Raw genomic sequence first — 18,485 nt, forward strand, 5'->3', positions numbered from 1 at the left:
TGCCCCTACAGCCCGCCCGTCGCCTGAAAACTTACGCCGATCACCGTCAGCAACGACAGCGGCAACAGCAGCGTGTCGAGCAACGCACTGGCCGGCAGATCCAAACCCGGATAGCTCGGCGCCTCCGCGCCGAAACGATCCTTCGCGCAGCAACCGCCATTCAACGCATACAAATCCAGCCGCGTTCCGGCGTACACCACCGGCGCGCCCGGCTTGGCCGCATCCAGCGTGCGCGCCGTGGCGCATCCGGCCAGCTGCAATGCCAGCACAACCACCAACAGCTTATTCATCGCTGGTCAGATGGTGCTCGCCCCAACGTGGCAGCATGTCCTGGGGAATGTTCAGCAGATTAAGGATTCGCGCCACGACGAAATCGATCAAATCGTCGATGGTTTGCGGCTGATGATAAAAGCCCGGCGAGGCCGGCAGAATCGTCACGCCCATGTTCGACAACTTGAGCATGTGCTCGAGGTGAATGCTCGAATACGGCGCTTCACGGGGCACCAGAATCAGCTGGCGACGCTCCTTGAGCGTTACGTCGGCAGCGCGTTCGATCAGGTTGTTGCAGGCGCCCGTGGCGATGGCCGACAAGGTGCCCGTCGAGCACGGCACCACCACCATCGCCGCTGGTGCGCCGGAGCCCGAAGCCACCGGCGACATCCAGTCTTCCTTGCCGTACACGCGAATCTGCCCGGCCTGAGCGCCGGTGTATTCGGTGAGGAAGGCCTGCATCATTTGTGGCTTGGCCGGCAGCGTCACGTCGGTTTCCGTGGCCATCACCAACTGCGCAGCCTTGGAAATCAGGAAGTGCACTTCGCGGTCTTCGCGCACCAGGCAGTCGAGCAGACGCAAGCCGTATTGGGCGCCAGACGCCCCCGTCATCGCCAGCGTGATGCGGTCCGGACCGTTGTTCATTTCAGCGCCTCGGCGAGTTTGCCGTGCAGGCCACCGAAGCCGCCGTTACTCATGATCACCACGTGAGTGCCGGGCTGGGCCTGGCTCTTCACGCGTTCGATGATGCCTTCCAGCGAATCGCTGACGATCGATGGCACGGTGCACAACGCCGCGGTGCCGGCCAGGTCCCAGCCGAGGTTGGCCGGTGCGTACCAGATCACCTGATCGGCATCGACCACGCTTTCCGGCAAGCCGTCACGGTGCGCGCCGAGCTTCATCGAGTTGGACCGCGGCTCGATGATCGCGATCAACGGGGCGTCGCCGATGCGTTTGCGCAGGCCATCCAGTGTCGTCGCGATTGCGGTCGGGTGATGTGCGAAGTCGTCGTAAATGGTGATGCCACGGACTTCCGCGACTTTTTCCATCCGCCGCTTTACGCTTTTGAAGGCGCTCAATGCGGCGATACCCATGGACGGCACCACACCCACGTGGCGCGCGGCAGCCAATGTGGCCAGGGCGTTGGCGACGTTGTGCTGGCCGGTCATGTCCCACTCCACCACGCCTTGGGAAACGCCTTCGAACATCACTTCAAACTTCGAACCGTCTTCGCTGTGCAACTTGACCTGCCACTGCCCGCCCGCGCCGGTGGTTTGCACCGGGGTCCAGCAACCCATGTCGATGACGCGTTGCAAGGCTGGCTCAGTGGTCGGATGGATCACCAGGCCTTCGCTCGGGATGGTCCGCACCAAATGGTGGAACTGGCGTTCGATGGCCGGCAGATCGGGGAAAATATCGGCGTGGTCGAATTCCAGGTTGTTCAGGATTGCCGTGCGCGGACGGTAGTGAACGAACTTGGAACGCTTGTCGAAGAAGGCACTGTCGTATTCATCGGCTTCAATGACGAAGAACGGCGTATCGCCCAGACGCGCCGACACCGAGAAGTTCTGCGGCACACCGCCGATCAGGAAGCCCGGGCTCATGCCCGCGTGCTCCAGCACCCAGGCAAGCATGCTGCTGGTGGTGGTTTTACCGTGGGTACCGGCAACCGCCAGCACCCAGCGACCTTGCAGCACGTGATCGGCCAGCCATTGCGGACCGGAGACATAAGGCAGGCCTTTGTTCAGTACGTATTCGACCGCCGGATTGCCACGGGACATGGCGTTGCCGATCACCACCAGGTCAGGGGCCGGGTCGAGTTGCGACGGATCGTAGCCTTGGGTCAACTCAATGCCTTGAGCCTCAAGCTGCGTGCTCATCGGCGGGTAGACGTTGGCATCGGAGCCGGTCACGTGATGGCCCAGCTCTTTGGCCAGAACCGCCATCGAACCCATGAAAGTGCCGCAGATACCAAGAATATGAATGTGCATAGTCGACCTCGTAAAACATGGCCGCAGGTTAGCTTAGGGTGGAAAAATTCGCACTCTTTAGCTGAGATTAACCGCGATCACTGTGGCGAGGGCGCTTTACCGGGCGATACCGTGTTTACGCAGTTTTCGATAGAGGGTGTTGCGGCTTACGCCAAGCTGCTCGGCGGTATTGGTCATATGCCAGCGCGTCTGCTCCAGCGCATTGAGCAACGCGAGCCGTTCGGCGTCCTCCAGCGGATGCCCCGATGGCTCTTCGACCACCTGCGCCACCGCCGACCGGGCCGAACGAATCATCGCCGGCAAATCTTCCAACCCGATCCGCCCGTCGTCACACAACGCCGCCAACGTGCGCAACACATTGCGCAACTGCCGCACGTTGCCCGGCCAGGCAAACCCCAGCAAGGCTTCCCGTGCCGGCTCATCAATCACCACCGTTTCACCGCGCGCTTCTTCGGCCAGTAAAAAGTCGAGCAGTTGTGATTTGTCACTGCGCTCATGCAATGCCGGCAGTGCCACCTCCAGGCCGTTGAGCCGGTAATACAAATCCTCGCGGAAGCTGCCGTCCTGCACCCGTTCCAGCAGATTGCGGTGGGTGGCGCTGATGATCCGTACGTTGACCAATTCCGGCTCGCCGCCGATCGGCACCACCAGGCGGTCTTCCAGCACCCGCAACAACCGTGTCTGCAGAGCCAGCGGCATGTCGCCGATTTCATCGAGGAACAAGGTGCCGCCATCGGCCTGCTGCAGCTTGCCGCGCATGCCTTCCTTGCGTGCGCCGGTGAAGCTGCCGCCGCGATAGCCGAACAATTCGCTCTCGATCAGGCTTTCAGGAATGGCTGCGCAGTTGAGGGCAACGAAAGCTTTTTCCGCGCGTTGACTGGCCTGATGGACCGCTTTGGCGAAGGCCTCTTTGCCCGAGCCGGTTTCACCGTTGATCAGCAGCGGCACGTCCCGCTCATAGACGCGCAAGGCCTTGCGAAAGTCCGTCTGCAAACCGCTGTCGCCCAGGCAGATGCCAGCCAGCGCGGCCCGGTCCTCAATAACCGGAGCAGGCACCAGCGGCACCGGGATGCGGCGCGACTCACCGCGCAACACGGCGAACAGTCGGCGCCCGTCACGGGTTCGCAACGGCCAGCTCGCACTGGCATTGATGCTCGCGCGGCCGAGCAATTCATCCAGCGAGCAGTCGAAAAACGCTTCCACCGGTTTGCCCAGCAAGCCGCCGCGCACGACGCCCAGCAGGTTCAGGGCGCTCTGGTTGACCGCGCTGATCCGCCCCTCGCCGTCAAACGCCAGCAGCCCTTCGCTGAACAGCCCGACGGACTCGGCCTGCAAATGAAAACGCAGCAGCCACTGGTTGTCGAAACATCGCAGGAAATAGCAACTCTCAATCATCTTCGCCGAAAGATTGACCAGGGCCATGGTGTGAAACTGACTCTGACGCGAAACATCGTTCCGCGCCGAGGACACGTCGAGCACTGCCAGCAGTTCTCCATGCGGGTCGAACACCGGGCTCGCCGAACAGGTCAGGCCCGTGTGACGACCACGGAAGTGTTCGTCCTGATGAATGGTCAGCGCCTGGCGCTCCACCAGGCAGGTGCCGATACCGTTGGTGCCTTCGCAGGCTTCGCTCCAGTCGGCGCCGAGCCAGAGCCCGGCACGCTCGAAAATCTTCCGTTCGGTGGGGGCCGTCACGCAATTGAGGATCACCCCGCGCGCGTCGGTCAACAGCACCGCATGACCGGCGCCGGAGAGTTGCTGATGCAAGCTGGTCATTTCATTGCCGGCGATGTGCAGCACTTGCTGCAGGCGCTCACGGCTTTCGAGGACGCGCCCATGCTCCAGCACCGTCGGCGCCATGGTCAGGGCCGGGTCGAGGTGATAATCCTCAAGACAGCGCAGCCAGGAACGGGCGATGGACGGATCGCTGCCTGGACCGTGCAGGTGGGTTTTCCCCTGCTTGACGGTCAACACTTGCTGGGCATGGCGACTCAAATGATTGTCGTGCATTTCTTATTATTCTCCCCGAAAGCAGTGCCCGCCCTTAAAGGAATGGGCACGCACCTTGTGGCGTCCCGTCGCCGAGCATCCTCCAGCCGGGCGCGCATTGCAATGCTGGCAAGACGCGTCAGTCACAGGATGTGCCATAAGCGGTACAAACTGTCACAGAGGGTGTACCGAAAGCGTCACAGGCGCCACCCGCCCGTCCGAGAAAAAATGCGCAAGGCCTTGATTTGCCTGAGCTGCGGGGCAGTGGCCCGACCTTTGCTCTACGCTTATAGCAAGCGCCCATGCGCTCTTCCTTACAAATACAAAAAGCCAAGGAGAAAACATCATGCGTTACGCTCACCCCGGTACTGAAGGCGCTATCGTTTCGTTCAAGAGCAAATACGGTAACTACATCGGCGGCGAGTTCGTCGCGCCTGTCAAAGGTCAGTACTTCACCAATACCTCGCCAGTGAATGGCCAACCGATTGCCGAATTCCCCCGCTCCACGGCCGAAGACATCGACAAGGCCCTGGACGCTGCCCACGCAGCGGCCGATGCCTGGGGCGCCACGTCCGCCCAGGCGCGCTCGCTGGTGCTGCTGAAAATCGCCGACCGCATCGAGCAAAACCTGGAACTGCTGGCAATCACCGAATCCTGGGACAACGGCAAAGCCGTTCGCGAAACCCTCAACGCCGACATCCCGCTGGCCGCCGACCACTTCCGCTACTTCGCCGGCTGCATCCGCGCCCAGGAAGGCAGCGCTGCCGAGATCGACGGCCACACCGTGGCTTATCACATCCATGAACCCCTGGGCGTGGTCGGGCAAATCATCCCGTGGAACTTCCCGATCCTGATGGCTGCCTGGAAACTCGCCCCGGCCCTGGCCGCCGGTAACTGCGTGGTGCTCAAGCCTGCCGAGCAAACGCCGCTGGGCATCACCGTGCTGATCGAACTGATCGGCGACCTGCTGCCACCGGGCGTGTTGAACATCGTCCAGGGTTTCGGCAAAGAGGCAGGCGAAGCCCTGGCCACCAGCAAACGCATCGCCAAGATCGCCTTCACCGGCTCGACCCCGGTGGGTTCGCACATCATGAAATGCGCGGCCGAAAACATCATTCCGTCCACCGTGGAGCTGGGTGGCAAATCGCCGAACATCTTCTTCGAAGACATCATGAAGGCCGAGCCGTCCTTCATCGAAAAAGCCGCCGAAGGCCTGGTGCTGGCGTTCTTCAACCAGGGCGAAGTCTGCACCTGCCCTTCCCGTGCGCTGGTACAGGAGTCGATCTACGACGATTTCATGAAAGAAGTCATGAAAAAAGTCCTGTCGATCAAACGTGGCGACCCGCTGGACACCGACACCATGGTCGGCGCCCAGGCGTCCGAGCAGCAATTCGACAAGATTCTTTCGTACCTGGAAATCGCCAAGGGCGAAGGCGCCGAGCTGCTGACCGGCGGCAAGGTGGAAAAACTCGAGGGCAACCTGGCTTCCGGTTATTACATCCAGCCGACCCTGCTCAAGGGCACCAACAAAATGCGCGTGTTCCAGGAAGAAATCTTTGGCCCGGTGGTGAGCATCACCACCTTCAAGGATGAAGCCGAAGCCCTGGCCATCGCCAACGACACCGAGTTCGGCCTCGGCGCCGGCCTCTGGACCCGCGACATCAACCGCGCCTATCGCATGGGCCGCGCCATCAAGGCCGGTCGTGTGTGGACCAACTGCTACCACCTGTACCCGGCGCACGCCGCGTTTGGTGGTTACAAGAAATCCGGCGTCGGCCGTGAAACCCACAAGATGATGCTCGACCACTATCAGCAGACCAAAAACCTGCTGGTGAGCTACGACATCAATCCGCTGGGCTTCTTCTAACCGCGTCATTGCTATCGCCCGCCAGCCGTCTCCTACAGACCTCGTATACCTGTAGAAGCCGGCTGGCGGGCGATGGCATTTCGAACGACACACCACCCACAGCCTGGCTGCTCTGGCACGGGCCTTGCCTGTTCGCTCTGCAGGCAAATGCGTCGGCTATCTGTACTTCCAACCGAATGCGCGCAGGCACCGCAGGACGCTATGCTCGACAGTATTTGAATACACCGGCACCGGGATATTCCGATGCGTGCTTTATCACAGTGCACAAAGGCCCCTTGTGGGAGCAAGCTCGCTCCCTCAGGCATTGTCAGTGCTCTCAAGAGAATTGGAGGACACCGCCCATGGCCGTATATGCCCATTCCGTCGGCGCCCAGACCTATCACTTTGACAACCTCAAGGACGTGATGGCCAAGGCCAGCCCGGCGCGGTCCGGAGATTTTCTGGCCGGTGTCGCCGCCCTTAACGATGGCGAGCGCGTCGCGGCGCAAATGGCGTTGGCCGATATTCCGCTGAGCCATTTCCTGCAGGAAGTCCTGATTCCCTACGAGGACGATGAAGTCACCCGCCTGATCATCGACACCCACGACAAGCAGGCCTTCGCCCTCGTCAGCCACCTCACCGTGGGCGGCTTTCGCGACTGGCTGCTCAGCGATGCCGCCGACGAACAGGTCCTGCGTACCCTCGCCCCCGGCCTGACCCCGGAAATGGCGGCAGCCGTGTCGAAGATCATGCGCGTGCAGGATTTGGTGCTGGTGGCGCAGAAAATCCGCATGGTCACGCAATTTCGCGGCACCCTCGGCCTGCGCGGCCGCCTGTCCACTCGCCTGCAGCCCAACCACCCCACCGACGAACCGGCCGGCATTGCCGCGAGCATTCTCGATGGCCTGCTACACGGTAACGGCGACGCCATGATCGGCATCAACCCGGCCACCGACAGCATTGCCTCGATCTGCGCGATGCTGGAAATGCTCGACGCGATCATCCAGCGCTACGAAATTCCGACCCAGGCCTGCGTGCTGACCCATGTCACCACGTCCATCGAAGCGGTCAATCGTGGCGTGCCTCTGGACCTGGTGTTCCAGTCGATCGCCGGCACCGAGGCTGCCAACGCGAGCTTCGGCATCAATCTGAATGTGCTCAAGGAAGGTTACGACGCCGGGTTGAGCCTCAATCGCGGCACCCTCGGGCAAAACCTGATGTATTTCGAAACGGGCCAAGGCAGCGCGTTGTCAGCCAACGCCCATCATGGCGTCGATCAACAGACCTGCGAGACCCGGGCCTACGCCGTAGCGCGACATTTCAATCCATTCCTGGTGAACACCGTCGTAGGATTTATCGGCCCGGAATACCTCTACAACGGTAAACAGATCATCCGCGCCGGCCTGGAGGACCACTTCTGCGGCAAGCTGCTGGGCGTGCCGATGGGGTGCGACATCTGTTACACCAACCACGCCGAGGCCGACCAGGATGACATGGACACCTTGCTGACGCTGCTGGGCGTGGCCGGGATCAACTTCATCATGGGCATCCCCGGTTCCGACGACATCATGCTCAATTACCAGACCACCTCGTTCCACGATGCGCTCTATGCCCGGCAGACCCTGGGGCTCAAGCCAGCGCCGGAGTTCGAGCAGTGGCTGGCGAAAATGGGCATCTTCACCCAGGCGGACGGCCGGGTGCTCTTCGGCAACAGCCTGCCACCGGCGTTCCGCCATGCCTTGGCGCAATTGGGATGAGTGTTGATATGGAAAAACCACCCTACGACCCCCACAACCCATGGCTGGAGCTACGACGTCTGACGCCCGCGCGCATTGCCCTTGGCCGCACCGGCACCAGCCTGCCCACCCGCGCACAGCTGGACTTTCAATACGCCCACGCCCAGGCGCGGGATGCGGTGCATCTGCCGTTTGACCATGGCGCACTGCGCTCGCAACTGGCCGAACGCGGGCATGAAAGTGTTTTGCTGCACAGCGCGGCAATCGACCGGAACAGCTATCTGCAACGTCCCGATCTCGGGCGAAAACTGAGCGATGCGTCGGCACAAGTCTTACGTGATCACGCCTCGGCCCATCCGGGCGGCGTCGATTTGGTGATTGTGGTCGCCGATGGTTTGTCCGCTCTGGCCGTTCATCGCCATACGTTGCCGTTTCTGGCACGGCTGGAGGAACAGATTCGCGCCGAAAACTGGTCCGTCGCCCCGGTCGTGCTGGTGGAACAGGGCCGCGTTGCCGTCGCCGATGAAGTGGGCGAATTGCTCGGCGCCAAAATGACGGTAATTCTGATCGGCGAGCGCCCTGGCCTGAGCTCGCCGGACAGCCTGGGGTTATATTTCACATACAATCCAAAGGTCGGTCTGACAGACGCTTACCGCAACTGCATCTCCAATGTGCGTCTGGAAGGGTTGAGTTACGGCATGGCGGCACATCGTTTGCAGTATTTGATGCGCGAGGCCTGTCGGCGGCAGCTATCCGGGGTCAATCTGAAGGACGAAGCGCACGTTCAGACGCTGGAGTCAGACGCCGGTGCGGATATGAAAGGTAATTTCCTACTCAGCCCGCCGGATGCCTGAAGCGCTTGCGCATTGCACATTCGTTCCAGTTTCAGGCAGGATCGACCGACGGCTGCCAGTGTGTACCCTTTGCCGCCAGAGCACGTGAAGACAGCCACTTGAAGACGAGACCTACCATGCGGATTATTCAAGCGACCCTCGAACACCTGGACCTGCTGACCCCGTTGTTCGTCAAATATCGCGAGTTTTACGGCTCCCTGCCGTACCCGGACTCGTCCCGGGCGTTTCTCGAAAAGCGCCTGCGTCGCAAGGAGTCGGTGATTTACCTGGCCCTGTCGGATGATGACAACAACAAACTGATGGGTTTCTGTCAGTTGTACCCAAGCTTCTCATCGCTTTCGCTAAAACGCGTGTGGATCCTCAACGACATCTACGTCGCCGAAGACGCACGCCGCCAGTTGGTCGCCGATAACCTGATTCGCACCGCTAAGAAAATGGCCAAGGAAACCAACGCCGTGCGCATGCGGGTGTCCACCAGCAGCGACAACGAAGTGGCACAGAAAACCTACGAATCCATCGGGTTCAAGGAAGACACCGAGTTCAAGAACTACGTGTTGCCGATCAGCGACGAGTTGTAAGTTGAAGATTCTGCAGGCGCGAGCAGGCTCGCGCCTGCAGCGTTGTACGTTATTAATTGTCATTCGGTAGCTCATCGCGCCCTCGACATGCCCCGCTACAATCTCGACGCGCTTTTCACCTCCCAACTCGTATAATGCCGACCTTCCGGCTTGTAAGAAAAACTACACCCCTCCGTAGGCTTTCGCGAAGTCATCCGCACAGGCCCGCAGACCCGGACCGTTATCACAGGTGCTTTCCATGGATTTCAACCCGCTCGACCTTATCCTGCATCTCGATGTTTACCTCGATTTGCTGGTAACCAATTACGGGCCATGGATCTACGCCATTCTGTTTCTGGTGATCTTTTGTGAAACCGGCCTGGTGGTGATGCCATTCCTGCCGGGCGACTCGCTGCTGTTCATCGCCGGCGCAGTCGCCGCAGGCGGCGGCATGGACCCGGTGCTGCTGGGGGGCCTGCTGATGCTGGCGGCGATACTGGGCGACAGCACCAACTACGTGATCGGACGAACGGCCGGCGAACGCCTGTTCAGCAATCCGAACTCGAAGATCTTCCGCCGCGACTATCTGCAGCAAACTCACGACTTTTATGAAAAGCACGGTGGCAAAACCGTGACCCTGGCGCGCTTCCTGCCCATCATCCGGACGTTTGCACCATTCGTCGCCGGCGTTGCGCGGATGCCTTACCCGCGTTTCTTCGGGTTCAGCGTACTGGGCACGATCCTTTGGGTCGGCGGCCTGGTCACCCTCGGTTATTTCTTCGGCAACGTTCCGTTCATCAAGTCGAACCTGTCGTTGCTGGTCGTCGGCATCATCCTGCTGTCGCTGGTGCCGATGATCATCGGGGTCGTGCGCAGTCGCTTCGGCAACGCAGCGTCTAAAGCTCACCCGCGCTGACTTTAGATGTGGTCCCTGAGCGACTGGCGTCGCCGGCGCATCCTGGCCAGACACCCGATTGCCGACGATCTGTGGCAACGGGTGCGCCATCATCTGACCTTTCTCGACGGCATCACCGCCGCCCAGGACCAATGGCTGCGTGAAGCCAGCGTGCTGTTCCTCGAAGACAAACACCTGACCGCCCTGCCCGGTGTCGAGTTGCACCAGGAACAACGCCTGCTGCTCGCCGCCCAGGCGCAACTGCCTTTGATGAACCTGGGGGACCTGAACTGGTACCAGGGTTTTCACGAAATCGTCCTCTACCCCGACGACTTCCTCAGCCCCCAGCGTCATCGTGACGCCAGTGGCGTCGAACACGAATGGGACGGCGAACACAGCGGCGAGGCCTGGCAGCAAGGGCCGATCATCCTCGCCTGGCCCGGCGTGATGGCCAGCGGCGGCTGGGAAGGCTACAACCTGGTCATCCACGAACTGGCACACAAACTCGACATGCTCAACGGTGATGCCAACGGCCTGCCACCGCTGCATGCCGACATGCGGGTCAGCGACTGGGCCAAAGTGATGCAGGACGCCTACGACGATCTCGACCGGCAACTGGAACGCAATCCGGACGCCGAGACCGCTATCGACCCGTATGCCGCGGAAAACCCAGCCGAGTTCTTCGCCGTCACCAGCGAATACTTCTTCAGTGCCCCGGATTTGCTGCATGAGGCTTACCCGCAGGTGTATGAGCAGTTGCAGCTTTTCTATCGTCAGGACCCGCTCGGGAGATTGAAGCAACTTCAGGCCCATGATCCGGTCTATCAGGCACACGACTAAGGTCTACACGACCTCTGGTACATGGCGTCGGCGTAGGAATATGCCTATAATCGCCGCCACTTTTTGGTCAATCCGGCCAAGTGTTTTTGGTCAACTAACGGGGGCAACGCCCAATGAGCTACAGCAAGATTCCGGCTGGCAAAGACCTGCCGAACGACATCTACGTCGCGATCGAGATTCCGGCCAACCACGCGCCGATCAAATACGAAATCGACAAAGACAGCGATTGCCTGTTCGTTGACCGTTTCATGGCCACCCCAATGTTCTACCCGGCCAACTACGGTTTCATCCCGAACACCCTGGCTGACGACGGTGACCCCCTCGACGTGCTGGTCGTGACCCCTTACCCGGTTGCGCCAGGCTCGGTGATCCGCGCTCGTCCAGTTGGCGTCCTGAACATGACCGACGACGGCGGTGGCGATGCCAAAGTCATCGCTGTTCCACACGACAAGCTGTCCCAGCTGTACGTCGACGTGAAGGAATACACTGACCTGCCAGCACTGCTGATCCAGCAGATCGAGCACTTCTTCGCGAACTACAAAGATCTCGAAAAAGGCAAATGGGTGAAAATCGAAGGCTGGGCCGGTGCAGACGCCGCCCGCGAAGCGATCACCAAGTCGGTTGCTGCCTACAAAGGCTAAGCACTGCTGCGAGATTCAAGCTTCAAGAAAAACCCCGGTTGATCCGGGGTTTTTTGTGGGCGCTCATAAAGCCTGATTAAACCGTCGGTTTAGGCCAGATTGGCTTCGGTTTTTCTTGTTTAATTTTCCCCGGGAGCGTCTTACATCCGGTCGTAAAATTCTGGCGAAATTTGAACGCCTCGTTGAACCAAAGCCTTACGCGGCGCCGGTAGACTCGCGTTTATGAAAAAGAACAAAACCTGCGGTCCACGATTCAAAATGCTCCTCGAAGAGGCGAATATCACGACGACGGCATTTGCCGAATTCTTGAATATTCCCAAGCCACAAAATGTCCATAACTGGTACACCCGCGGAGTGCCCCACTACCGCATGGAAGAAGTCGCAAAGAAACTGTCCGTCAACATCAAGTGGCTGAAAATTGGCGAAGGGCCCAAAGACGCAATGGAACTGCGTGTGCTCGACGATTCCGGCAACACCTTCGACGCTCAGGCAATGCGCGGCTCCTACAGAGTCATCGAACCCAATGACGTGGAACTGCCCTTCTATAAAGAAGTGGCAATAACACCCGGCGAGCTCAAAACCCACATTATCAGAGACCCCGAGCAATCCATCCGCATGCTGCGCAGCGATCTCGACTCCCTGGAAATCAAGCACGCGGATGCCATCTGCACCCGCATGATCGGCAACAGCATGACCGAAAAAATCGAAGACGGCTCATTGCTAGCCATTGATCGCGGACTCACGCAAATTGTCGATGGCGAGATTTACGCCATCGAGCACGATGGCATGCTACGAATCAAATACCTGCACCGAGTCCCCGGCAACGCGTTGCGCATGCGCAGCCACAACAGCGCCGAGCACCCGGACGAAATCTTCAGGGCCGCGCAAATCGAGGAGCAGAACATCAGAGTCCTGGGTTGGGTGTTCTGGTGGTCGACACTGAACAAGCGCAGGCCGGAAGTGCCATTTCTGTAGCACCCGTACACCAGACTGGGAATTCCCCAAAAAAATCAGTATGCTGCGCCCCACATTTGCGCATCGACCCGCCCCGCGGCCCAGATCGCACCGACAAGGCAGATGATTGTCTCGCCGAGTCCCACAGCCGGACGCAAGATCCGGGTGTACGTTTTGAAGGCTGGCGCGGTTTACCAAAAATGATCCAAGCCAGTCCCCGAGAAGCCGGCCACAAGCCGGCTTTTTAATGCCCACAGAAATCCACCAACGTCTACAAGCCCTAGAAACTACTGGGCTCACCCCGTACTATCTGTCTCAGGAGATCCACGAAAGACCCGTAAAATCCGCCGCCAAGGTGTGGGTCAGAGTGTGGGTTGGAACGTGTGGGTCGGATGAGAAATCGCTATGGGCAAGTTAACGAGCAAGACGATTGAGTCCTTGGCTAAAACATCCGCGCCAGGGAAAACCAATGACGGCGACGGACTTTATTTTCAAGTATCCAAAAGCGGCACCACCAGCTGGATCTTTCGCTACAAACTGGATGGACGAAGCCGTGAAATGGGTCTCGGCCCCTACCCAACCGTGACACTCAGCGAAGCTCGCCAACTCGCAGCACACCAACGAAAGATACTCGCTACCGGCGCTGACCCTCTCGCCACCCGCGATGCCGAAAGGGAGGCGAAGCGCGAAGCAGAACGCCAGGCTGCCGCACGTCGCACGACATTCGAGGAACTCGCAGGCGAATACCTGCAGGCACATGGAAGCAGTTGGTCAGATAAGTGGCGCAAAGGTTGGCTACGCAAGCTGGAACTCTATGCGTTCCCTATCATCGGCAAGCTGTCGACTGACACAATCCAAACGGAAGATGTGCTAAATGTACTGCATCCAATCTGGGCAACCAAAACCCGCACAGCAGATGAGGTGCGCGGCCAAATTGAGCAAATATTGGATGCGGCCAAGTCTCGTCGCTTACGAGAAGGCGACAATCCAGCTCGCTGGCGCGGTCACCTGGAAAACCTTCTGAGCAACTCGGAAAAGAAAAAAGCACGACAGCGCCAGCACTTCCCCGCCATGCACTGGCGCGACCTGCCGAAATTGATGGATAAGCTAGCCCAAAATCACGGCCGAGACGCCTGCGCCGCCCGACTACTGATTCTGACTGGCGCTAGATCCCATATGGTCCGTCTTGCTCAATGGTCCGAGTTCGACCTCGCAGCAGGAACCTGGGCGCTTCCAGCTGAGCGCATGAAAATGAGAAAGCCATTTGTCATTCCTCTAGCCGCTCAGACTATAGAAATACTGCAAGGTATGTTCCGTACCGACTCGCCTTATCTGTTCCCAGGCCAAGGCCAAAGCGGTGTGATCCATGCTAACGCTGTGCGCAACCTGCTGCATAAATTCGGGCATGACGAGATCACACGACATGGATTCCGCTCAACCTTCCGTGACTGGGCAAACGAGTGCACTCACTATCCTCGCGAGATATGCGAGCTTGCACTTGCTCATGATGAGCGCGACCAAACCGAAGCTGCCTACTCCCGCTCTGATTTTTTAGAGAAGCGCAGAGCACTCATGGAAGACTGGGCAGCATTCTGCTCGAATACGCAGATCGCACCAGGCGATTCCTTGGCTCCGTTGGTGCTAAAGCTCGACAGTTCTGTAAAGAGATAAAACGGCGTCAGGTGCGAAGGGGCCGGGGCGTTTGGAATTTGCTTTTCAGCCAGTAGTACCCACCCAACATCAGCAAATACCCAACCCACTTGTATGGCAGCAATTTCACCATGAAGCCTGCGGCTGTCCAGTCGCCCCAAGAGCGGCCGCCGCCGCTGAGAAACAATGCCACTGTCAGTAGTTGGGTAAACACAACATATGCCCCCCCAAACTTCAGCAGAAAAATCCATACCCGCTTGCGTTTGGCTTTGTATTCCGACTCGCTGCCAGTACTCGACCGCATGCACCCCAGCACCGCGCCGAGGACCAAAAGACCTACCGCCCCTGACACAAGTGAAAGTGCGGTGGACGCTTCTTCCAGATCCCCTTTACCACCATGGAGATAGATGTAGTAAGCCAGGAAGGCCAAATAGAGGGCGAAACCAATCCTGAAAGGACGGGACATCATCGCAAAACCAATCAACGCGACGACGATACCAATAACTACCACCATGTATTGCTGCTCCTGCGAGTTCGCTTGATAACCAAGCGATATCCATCACCAAAAATCGCGACTCGCATAGTACCAATAGGCCACCACCAAAAAAAATGGAGTCGTCGCCAAATAATTACTGACGAGAAAATAGCTTGGCCGACTTTTGTTCTAGCCCTACCGCTAGCAGTTACACGTGCAGCGCCTGAGTACTGGTTAAATACACAGGCATGTCGACTCTAAGGTATTCAGCACAGCACCCGATAACGCTTCAAGGTAAACCGAACGACGCAGCAAGTTTTGTGGCCATATGACATTATTAGCCTGATTCGAAATTACACAGCACAAAGAAGCGCTGCTTGGGCAGTTATGGGAATGCGACAGGAGGGACTGATGGATCGAGTACAACGAATCGAGGCGCTTGAAGCGGAGTATCAGCTTTTCGCCAGCCAGCGTAGCGACGCCGCTCCGGCCAAGCCTCGCATCGCCGCCTGGGGCCTTGTGAAAGCCGGGAAAAGTTCACTGCTCAATATGCTAAGCGGGCATGCCAGCGACGAGCATTTCCAAACAGGTGACATCCGCACCACCCGAACCAATCAAGCACTGGAGCTCAATGACTACGTGCTTATCGATACCCCGGGCCTGGGCATCGACGCAGACGATACTCAGCAGGCAAACGAAGGCCTCGATAAAGCTGATGTCGTGCTTTTCGTTCATGCCCCACCAGGCGAATTGGACGCTGAAGAAGTAGCGCTGCTCGACCAACTGCGCAATGCATACGGTGACGAGGTTGGCGAACGCGTAGTACTGGTGATCAGTCAACTAGACAAGCTTCAGGACACAGACCTGGCCGAGGTACGGCAAACGATCGAACGTCAGGCCTTGATCCATCTCGGCACAATGCCAGAATGCTTCGTCATCTCCAGCACCCGATTCAAAAGTGGTGTTGAGAAGAAAAAAGAAGGGCTGTGCATCAAAAGCGGAATTCCGCCATTAGTTCAGCACCTGCAGATGCTATCGAAAAGCCTCACGAACTCGCTGGAAGCAGCCCGGCAAAAGCGGCTTGCACGCCGGGCACTTGAGCTCTGCGAACGTATCGACGTGGCAATAGAACAGGACATCAAGCTGATCGAGCAGGTTACCCAGCCGTATGTGGTGAAAACCAAAGCATTCGTTGAGCTCGTCCACGGCGCTCAACAGACGTTCAAAAACCATACGTCCGACATGCAGAAAACCCGTAAAAAACTCGACAGCCTCTAATAAGGAGATTTGCAATGCCTCTACCCTGGTTGATCGGCATTGCGGCAGTCGCTGCCGTAACCGCCGTTGTCAAAGCTGTTTCTGACGACAGCCCTTCTTCCTCGAACAGCACGACAACCTACGACGATAGCAAGCGGCGTGAGCAGGAGCAGGAAGCCCGGCACCAACAGGAGCGCGAGAACCTCAAGGCCCGTGTCCAATCGCTTGCGGGCGAGCGGCGTGAACAGCTCAAAGCTGAGCTCAGGAGGGCCGCCTCGGCGCTGGCATCCTCATCGGACAAACACAATCCTGTATCTGAAGGCTTGAGCAAAATGACCCGATTAACGCTAGATGGCGTGACAGGTGATCAGCTCGAACAACGCATTCGTAGCACCGCGTCCTCTACGTCGAGCTATGCCAAGACGGTCAAAGCCATCCTCCAGTCGTCCCCAGCGATGGAAGGTGGGCACATCATTCATTTCATGCAAGGGGTGAACCTGCTTGAAACCGTGACTGTTCCTGCCGATGCGTCTGCCAGCGACCATGCGGCGCTCGCTCAAGCACAGGCCGCGCAATCGCGCATCGAGCGGCTGCAACAACTCAAACGTCAACTTCTGCCCCAGGCGTAAACTATCCATGAGCACCGTTACTCGCGACGAGTTGATGCAGGTCTTTCAGCAACTGCAGGGGCAATTCTCCAGCAAGAAGCAGGACCTTGTGCATGCCCAGCAGCGCTTCGATGCGCTGCGCACTGGCTTTGTGGAGCAGATGCACCACAGCACTGAACGCATGGCGGCCAAGGTCGGCGATCAGAATCCGCTCGGAAAAGCTGCTGCTCAGCTAGCCCAGCGTCTGACCGACCAGTTCACCGTGTGGGAAAAGCGCGCAAAGGTACGCGCGAAGGGCGCGGAGTTCCGCGAACACTTCAACGACTCCCTGCTGGTGTTCGTGTACGGCAAGGTCAAGTCGGGCAAAAGCTCACTGGGTAACTATGTGGCCTGGGGGCACAGCGAACCCTCCCCTGAACTGAAAAACCAAGCAGCCCTGAAACCCGTCTACTTCTCCCACGACCGTACCGAAGTGGCCAGCGGCGATGCCGAGGGCGAAGCTTGCCGCACAGAACAGTTCAGAGTCGGCGCCACCGAGGCCACCAGCTCGATCCAGGGCTTCAAGTTGCCTGGCTTCACCTGGGTGGACTCGCCAGGGCTGCATTCCACCAATGCCGCCAATGGTGACCTTGCGCGCAGGTATGTCGATCAAGCGGACTTGATCCTCTACACCATGAACTCCCAAGCCCCTGCCCGTAGCTCCGACATGAGCGAAGTCAGCGCCCTCCTGAACGGCCAACGCTCTTTGATGGTCCTGCTGACTGGTAGCGATATCACCGAAGAAGATGAGGATGACGGCGGGCAACTCATCACCGAAGTGTTGATGAAGTCCAAAGAAACTCAACAGCGCCAGATCAAGGAGGTCACAGGCAATCTGGAGGCGATGGAACATGATGCTGTGGATAAAATCAGCATACTGCCTCTCTCTACCCGCTTCGCTGAAAAGCAGCCTTCGCACTTGCAGGAAAGTGGCCTGGGAACACTGTTCCAGACCCTCAAAACCCTGTCCCAAGGCCAAGGGTTGCAGCTCAAACTGAACACGCCGTTGAACAACCTGCGCAAGGCAGTGGGCGAAACCAACGACGATTTGAGCCTGATCAAAGATTTGACCGAGTCGTTCGAGCGACAGATCCAGGATCAGGACCAGGCGGTGGAACGAGTGCTGCGCACGCTAAGCCAGAAAGGCACCACTGAGATGCGCAGCTTCGTCAATCAGTTGTTCAACGGCCCTCGTCCGGCCAACGTCCAGACCCAGTTGCAAGAACAGCTGGGCAAAGTGGTCGGCCAGCTGACCAGCGAGGCCATGCACAGCATCGGAGAAACGCAGCAGAAGGCGCTGAAACGTGCCTTCGACACCAGCCGTCTGGGGGCGATCCCGGAATACCGAGAAGTCACCGTCGAGAAGGAATACATGAGCGGCACTCGCAGCAGTACTAAAACAGCCTGGGGTACGGGCGGGGCGATTCTGGGTGGAGTAATCGGTTTCGTCGTCGGCGGCCCAGCAGGCGCAGCAGCAGGGGCCTCCCTGGGCAGTGCTGCCAGCATGATCGGACGCAGCGCCGAGGCCATCTTCGCAAAACACAATGTGGTAGTCGGCGACAACCTGGAAGAACAACGTCAGATCGCGATCGACCAGTACGCCAACGCATTACCCACCTATCTGAACGAGCAAGTACAGGGCATTTACGAGCCCCTACGAAACTCCATGCTCGAATACTGTCAGATTCTGACCATCGAAATGCAGCGCCTGCGCGGGGCATTCAACACCCTCGAAACGAGTTCCGTTCAATGACAAAACCAGGCCCAATGACACAACTACTGGCGCTCTATGACGAAGTAGATGCCTTGTGTGAAACCTACAATCCAAATGCTATTGCCAGCATTCGTGAGCTAAGCCGAGCCAAGAAGGCCAGGGCCGGCGC

17 protein-coding genes are annotated in these 18,485 nt (G+C 58.7%); 12 read left to right on the forward strand and 5 right to left on the reverse strand.

Features of this window, described 5'->3' with window-relative positions:
- Positions 1-5: 5 nt before the first annotated feature.
- The 4 genes from M5G20_RS12120 to M5G20_RS12135 form a co-directional block, all read right to left on the reverse strand.
- Entirely contained in the window at positions 6-290 is a 285-nt protein-coding gene (locus tag M5G20_RS12120; RefSeq protein ID WP_273919300.1) for a YceK/YidQ family lipoprotein, read from the reverse strand.
- Complete coding sequence (gene ubiX, locus M5G20_RS12125) at positions 283-915, reverse strand: flavin prenyltransferase UbiX (protein WP_075949049.1); 633 nt, start codon at positions 913-915, stop codon at positions 283-285. The genes M5G20_RS12120 and ubiX overlap by 8 nt, the downstream gene beginning before the upstream one ends.
- On the reverse strand, positions 912-2,261 hold the full coding sequence (gene mpl, locus M5G20_RS12130; RefSeq protein WP_075949048.1) for a UDP-N-acetylmuramate:L-alanyl-gamma-D-glutamyl-meso-diaminopimelate ligase: 1,350 nt from the start codon (positions 2,259-2,261) through the stop codon (positions 912-914). Before mpl ends, ubiX begins: the two co-directional genes overlap by 4 nt.
- Positions 2,262-2,357: 96 nt before the next feature.
- Positions 2,358-4,271 (reverse strand): sigma-54-dependent Fis family transcriptional regulator, encoded by a 1,914-nt coding sequence (locus tag M5G20_RS12135; protein WP_273919301.1) that lies wholly within the window; start codon positions 4,269-4,271, stop codon positions 2,358-2,360.
- Between the two features lie 325 nt (positions 4,272-4,596).
- Between M5G20_RS12135 and exaC the strand changes: the two genes are divergently transcribed.
- The 9 genes from exaC to M5G20_RS12180 all read left to right on the forward strand — a co-directional run bounded on the left by exaC (position 4,597) and on the right by M5G20_RS12180 (position 14,244).
- Positions 4,597-6,117: an acetaldehyde dehydrogenase ExaC gene (gene exaC / locus M5G20_RS12140; protein ID WP_273919302.1), complete on the forward strand. Its 1,521-nt coding sequence runs from the start codon at positions 4,597-4,599 to the stop codon at positions 6,115-6,117.
- 341 nt (positions 6,118-6,458) lie between these two features.
- On the forward strand, positions 6,459-7,853 hold the full coding sequence (locus M5G20_RS12145) for an ethanolamine ammonia-lyase subunit EutB (protein WP_273919303.1): 1,395 nt from the start codon (positions 6,459-6,461) through the stop codon (positions 7,851-7,853).
- Between the two features lie 8 nt (positions 7,854-7,861).
- Entirely contained in the window at positions 7,862-8,686 is an 825-nt protein-coding gene (gene eutC, locus M5G20_RS12150; protein ID WP_273919304.1) for an ethanolamine ammonia-lyase subunit EutC, read from the forward strand.
- A gap of 116 nt (positions 8,687-8,802) precedes the next feature.
- Positions 8,803-9,264, forward strand: coding sequence for a GNAT family N-acetyltransferase (locus tag M5G20_RS12155; protein WP_150734631.1), 462 nt, complete (start codon positions 8,803-8,805; stop codon positions 9,262-9,264).
- Between the two features lie 238 nt (positions 9,265-9,502).
- Complete coding sequence (locus tag M5G20_RS12160; RefSeq protein WP_150701623.1) at positions 9,503-10,159, forward strand: DedA family protein; 657 nt, start codon at positions 9,503-9,505, stop codon at positions 10,157-10,159.
- A gap of 6 nt (positions 10,160-10,165) precedes the next feature.
- Positions 10,166-10,978, forward strand: a complete 813-nt coding sequence (locus M5G20_RS12165; protein ID WP_273919305.1) for a zinc-dependent peptidase — start codon at positions 10,166-10,168, stop codon at positions 10,976-10,978.
- Positions 10,979-11,091: 113 nt separating this feature from the next.
- Positions 11,092-11,619: an inorganic diphosphatase gene (ppa, locus tag M5G20_RS12170; RefSeq protein ID WP_273919306.1), complete on the forward strand. Its 528-nt coding sequence runs from the start codon at positions 11,092-11,094 to the stop codon at positions 11,617-11,619.
- 222 nt (positions 11,620-11,841) lie between these two features.
- Positions 11,842-12,594 carry a LexA family transcriptional regulator gene (locus M5G20_RS12175; protein WP_273919307.1) on the forward strand — a complete coding sequence of 251 codons (753 nt, stop codon included), beginning with the start codon at positions 11,842-11,844 and terminating at the stop codon, positions 12,592-12,594.
- A gap of 384 nt (positions 12,595-12,978) precedes the next feature.
- The gene (locus M5G20_RS12180; protein ID WP_273919308.1) at positions 12,979-14,244 is read left to right on the forward strand and encodes a tyrosine-type recombinase/integrase; all 1,266 of its coding nucleotides are present in this window, start codon (positions 12,979-12,981) and stop codon (positions 14,242-14,244) included.
- A 7-nt stretch (positions 14,245-14,251) separates the two neighbouring features.
- Here the strand turns inward: M5G20_RS12180 and M5G20_RS12185 are convergent, their stop codons facing one another.
- Positions 14,252-14,737: a hypothetical protein gene (locus tag M5G20_RS12185; RefSeq protein ID WP_273919309.1), complete on the reverse strand. Its 486-nt coding sequence runs from the start codon at positions 14,735-14,737 to the stop codon at positions 14,252-14,254.
- Between the two features lie 372 nt (positions 14,738-15,109).
- Between M5G20_RS12185 and M5G20_RS12190 the strand changes: the two genes are divergently transcribed.
- The 3 genes from M5G20_RS12190 to M5G20_RS12200 are packed head-to-tail and all read left to right on the forward strand — an operon-like array spanning position 15,110 to position 18,355.
- Positions 15,110-15,976: a GTPase gene (locus M5G20_RS12190; RefSeq protein WP_273919310.1), complete on the forward strand. Its 867-nt coding sequence runs from the start codon at positions 15,110-15,112 to the stop codon at positions 15,974-15,976.
- Between the two features lie 14 nt (positions 15,977-15,990).
- A complete protein-coding gene (locus M5G20_RS12195) occupies positions 15,991-16,584 on the forward strand; it encodes a hypothetical protein (RefSeq protein ID WP_273919311.1) in 594 nt (197 codons plus the stop codon).
- Positions 16,585-16,591: 7 nt separating this feature from the next.
- Complete coding sequence (locus M5G20_RS12200) at positions 16,592-18,355, forward strand: dynamin family protein (protein ID WP_273919312.1); 1,764 nt, start codon at positions 16,592-16,594, stop codon at positions 18,353-18,355.
- Positions 18,356-18,485: the final 130 nt, after the last annotated feature.

The organism is Pseudomonas sp. TNT2022 ID1044 (assembly GCF_028656895.1).
Classification (GTDB): Bacteria; Pseudomonadota; Gammaproteobacteria; order Pseudomonadales; family Pseudomonadaceae; genus Aquipseudomonas; species Aquipseudomonas reinekei.

What these genes read in the sequence shown, in the direction of transcription:
- M5G20_RS12120 (WP_273919300.1), bottom strand. Translation starts at nt 290, where the DNA reads ATGAATAAGCTGTTGGTGGTTGTGCTGGCATTGCAGCTGGCCGGATGC.
- ubiX (WP_075949049.1), bottom strand. Translation starts at nt 915, where the DNA reads ATGAACAACGGTCCGGACCGCATCACGCTGGCGATGACGGGGGCGTCT.
- mpl (WP_075949048.1), bottom strand. Translation starts at nt 2,261, where the DNA reads ATGCACATTCATATTCTTGGTATCTGCGGCACTTTCATGGGTTCGATG.
- M5G20_RS12135 (WP_273919301.1), bottom strand. Translation starts at nt 4,271, where the DNA reads ATGCACGACAATCATTTGAGTCGCCATGCCCAGCAAGTGTTGACCGTC.
- exaC (WP_273919302.1), top strand. Translation starts at nt 4,597, where the DNA reads ATGCGTTACGCTCACCCCGGTACTGAAGGCGCTATCGTTTCGTTCAAG.
- M5G20_RS12145 (WP_273919303.1), top strand. Translation starts at nt 6,459, where the DNA reads ATGGCCGTATATGCCCATTCCGTCGGCGCCCAGACCTATCACTTTGAC.
- eutC (WP_273919304.1), top strand. Translation starts at nt 7,862, where the DNA reads ATGGAAAAACCACCCTACGACCCCCACAACCCATGGCTGGAGCTACGA.
- M5G20_RS12155 (WP_150734631.1), top strand. Translation starts at nt 8,803, where the DNA reads ATGCGGATTATTCAAGCGACCCTCGAACACCTGGACCTGCTGACCCCG.
- M5G20_RS12160 (WP_150701623.1), top strand. Translation starts at nt 9,503, where the DNA reads ATGGATTTCAACCCGCTCGACCTTATCCTGCATCTCGATGTTTACCTC.
- M5G20_RS12165 (WP_273919305.1), top strand. Translation starts at nt 10,166, where the DNA reads ATGTGGTCCCTGAGCGACTGGCGTCGCCGGCGCATCCTGGCCAGACAC.
- ppa (WP_273919306.1), top strand. Translation starts at nt 11,092, where the DNA reads ATGAGCTACAGCAAGATTCCGGCTGGCAAAGACCTGCCGAACGACATC.
- M5G20_RS12175 (WP_273919307.1), top strand. Translation starts at nt 11,842, where the DNA reads ATGAAAAAGAACAAAACCTGCGGTCCACGATTCAAAATGCTCCTCGAA.
- M5G20_RS12180 (WP_273919308.1), top strand. Translation starts at nt 12,979, where the DNA reads ATGGGCAAGTTAACGAGCAAGACGATTGAGTCCTTGGCTAAAACATCC.
- M5G20_RS12185 (WP_273919309.1), bottom strand. Translation starts at nt 14,737, where the DNA reads ATGGTGGTAGTTATTGGTATCGTCGTCGCGTTGATTGGTTTTGCGATG.
- M5G20_RS12190 (WP_273919310.1), top strand. Translation starts at nt 15,110, where the DNA reads ATGGATCGAGTACAACGAATCGAGGCGCTTGAAGCGGAGTATCAGCTT.
- M5G20_RS12195 (WP_273919311.1), top strand. Translation starts at nt 15,991, where the DNA reads ATGCCTCTACCCTGGTTGATCGGCATTGCGGCAGTCGCTGCCGTAACC.
- M5G20_RS12200 (WP_273919312.1), top strand. Translation starts at nt 16,592, where the DNA reads ATGAGCACCGTTACTCGCGACGAGTTGATGCAGGTCTTTCAGCAACTG.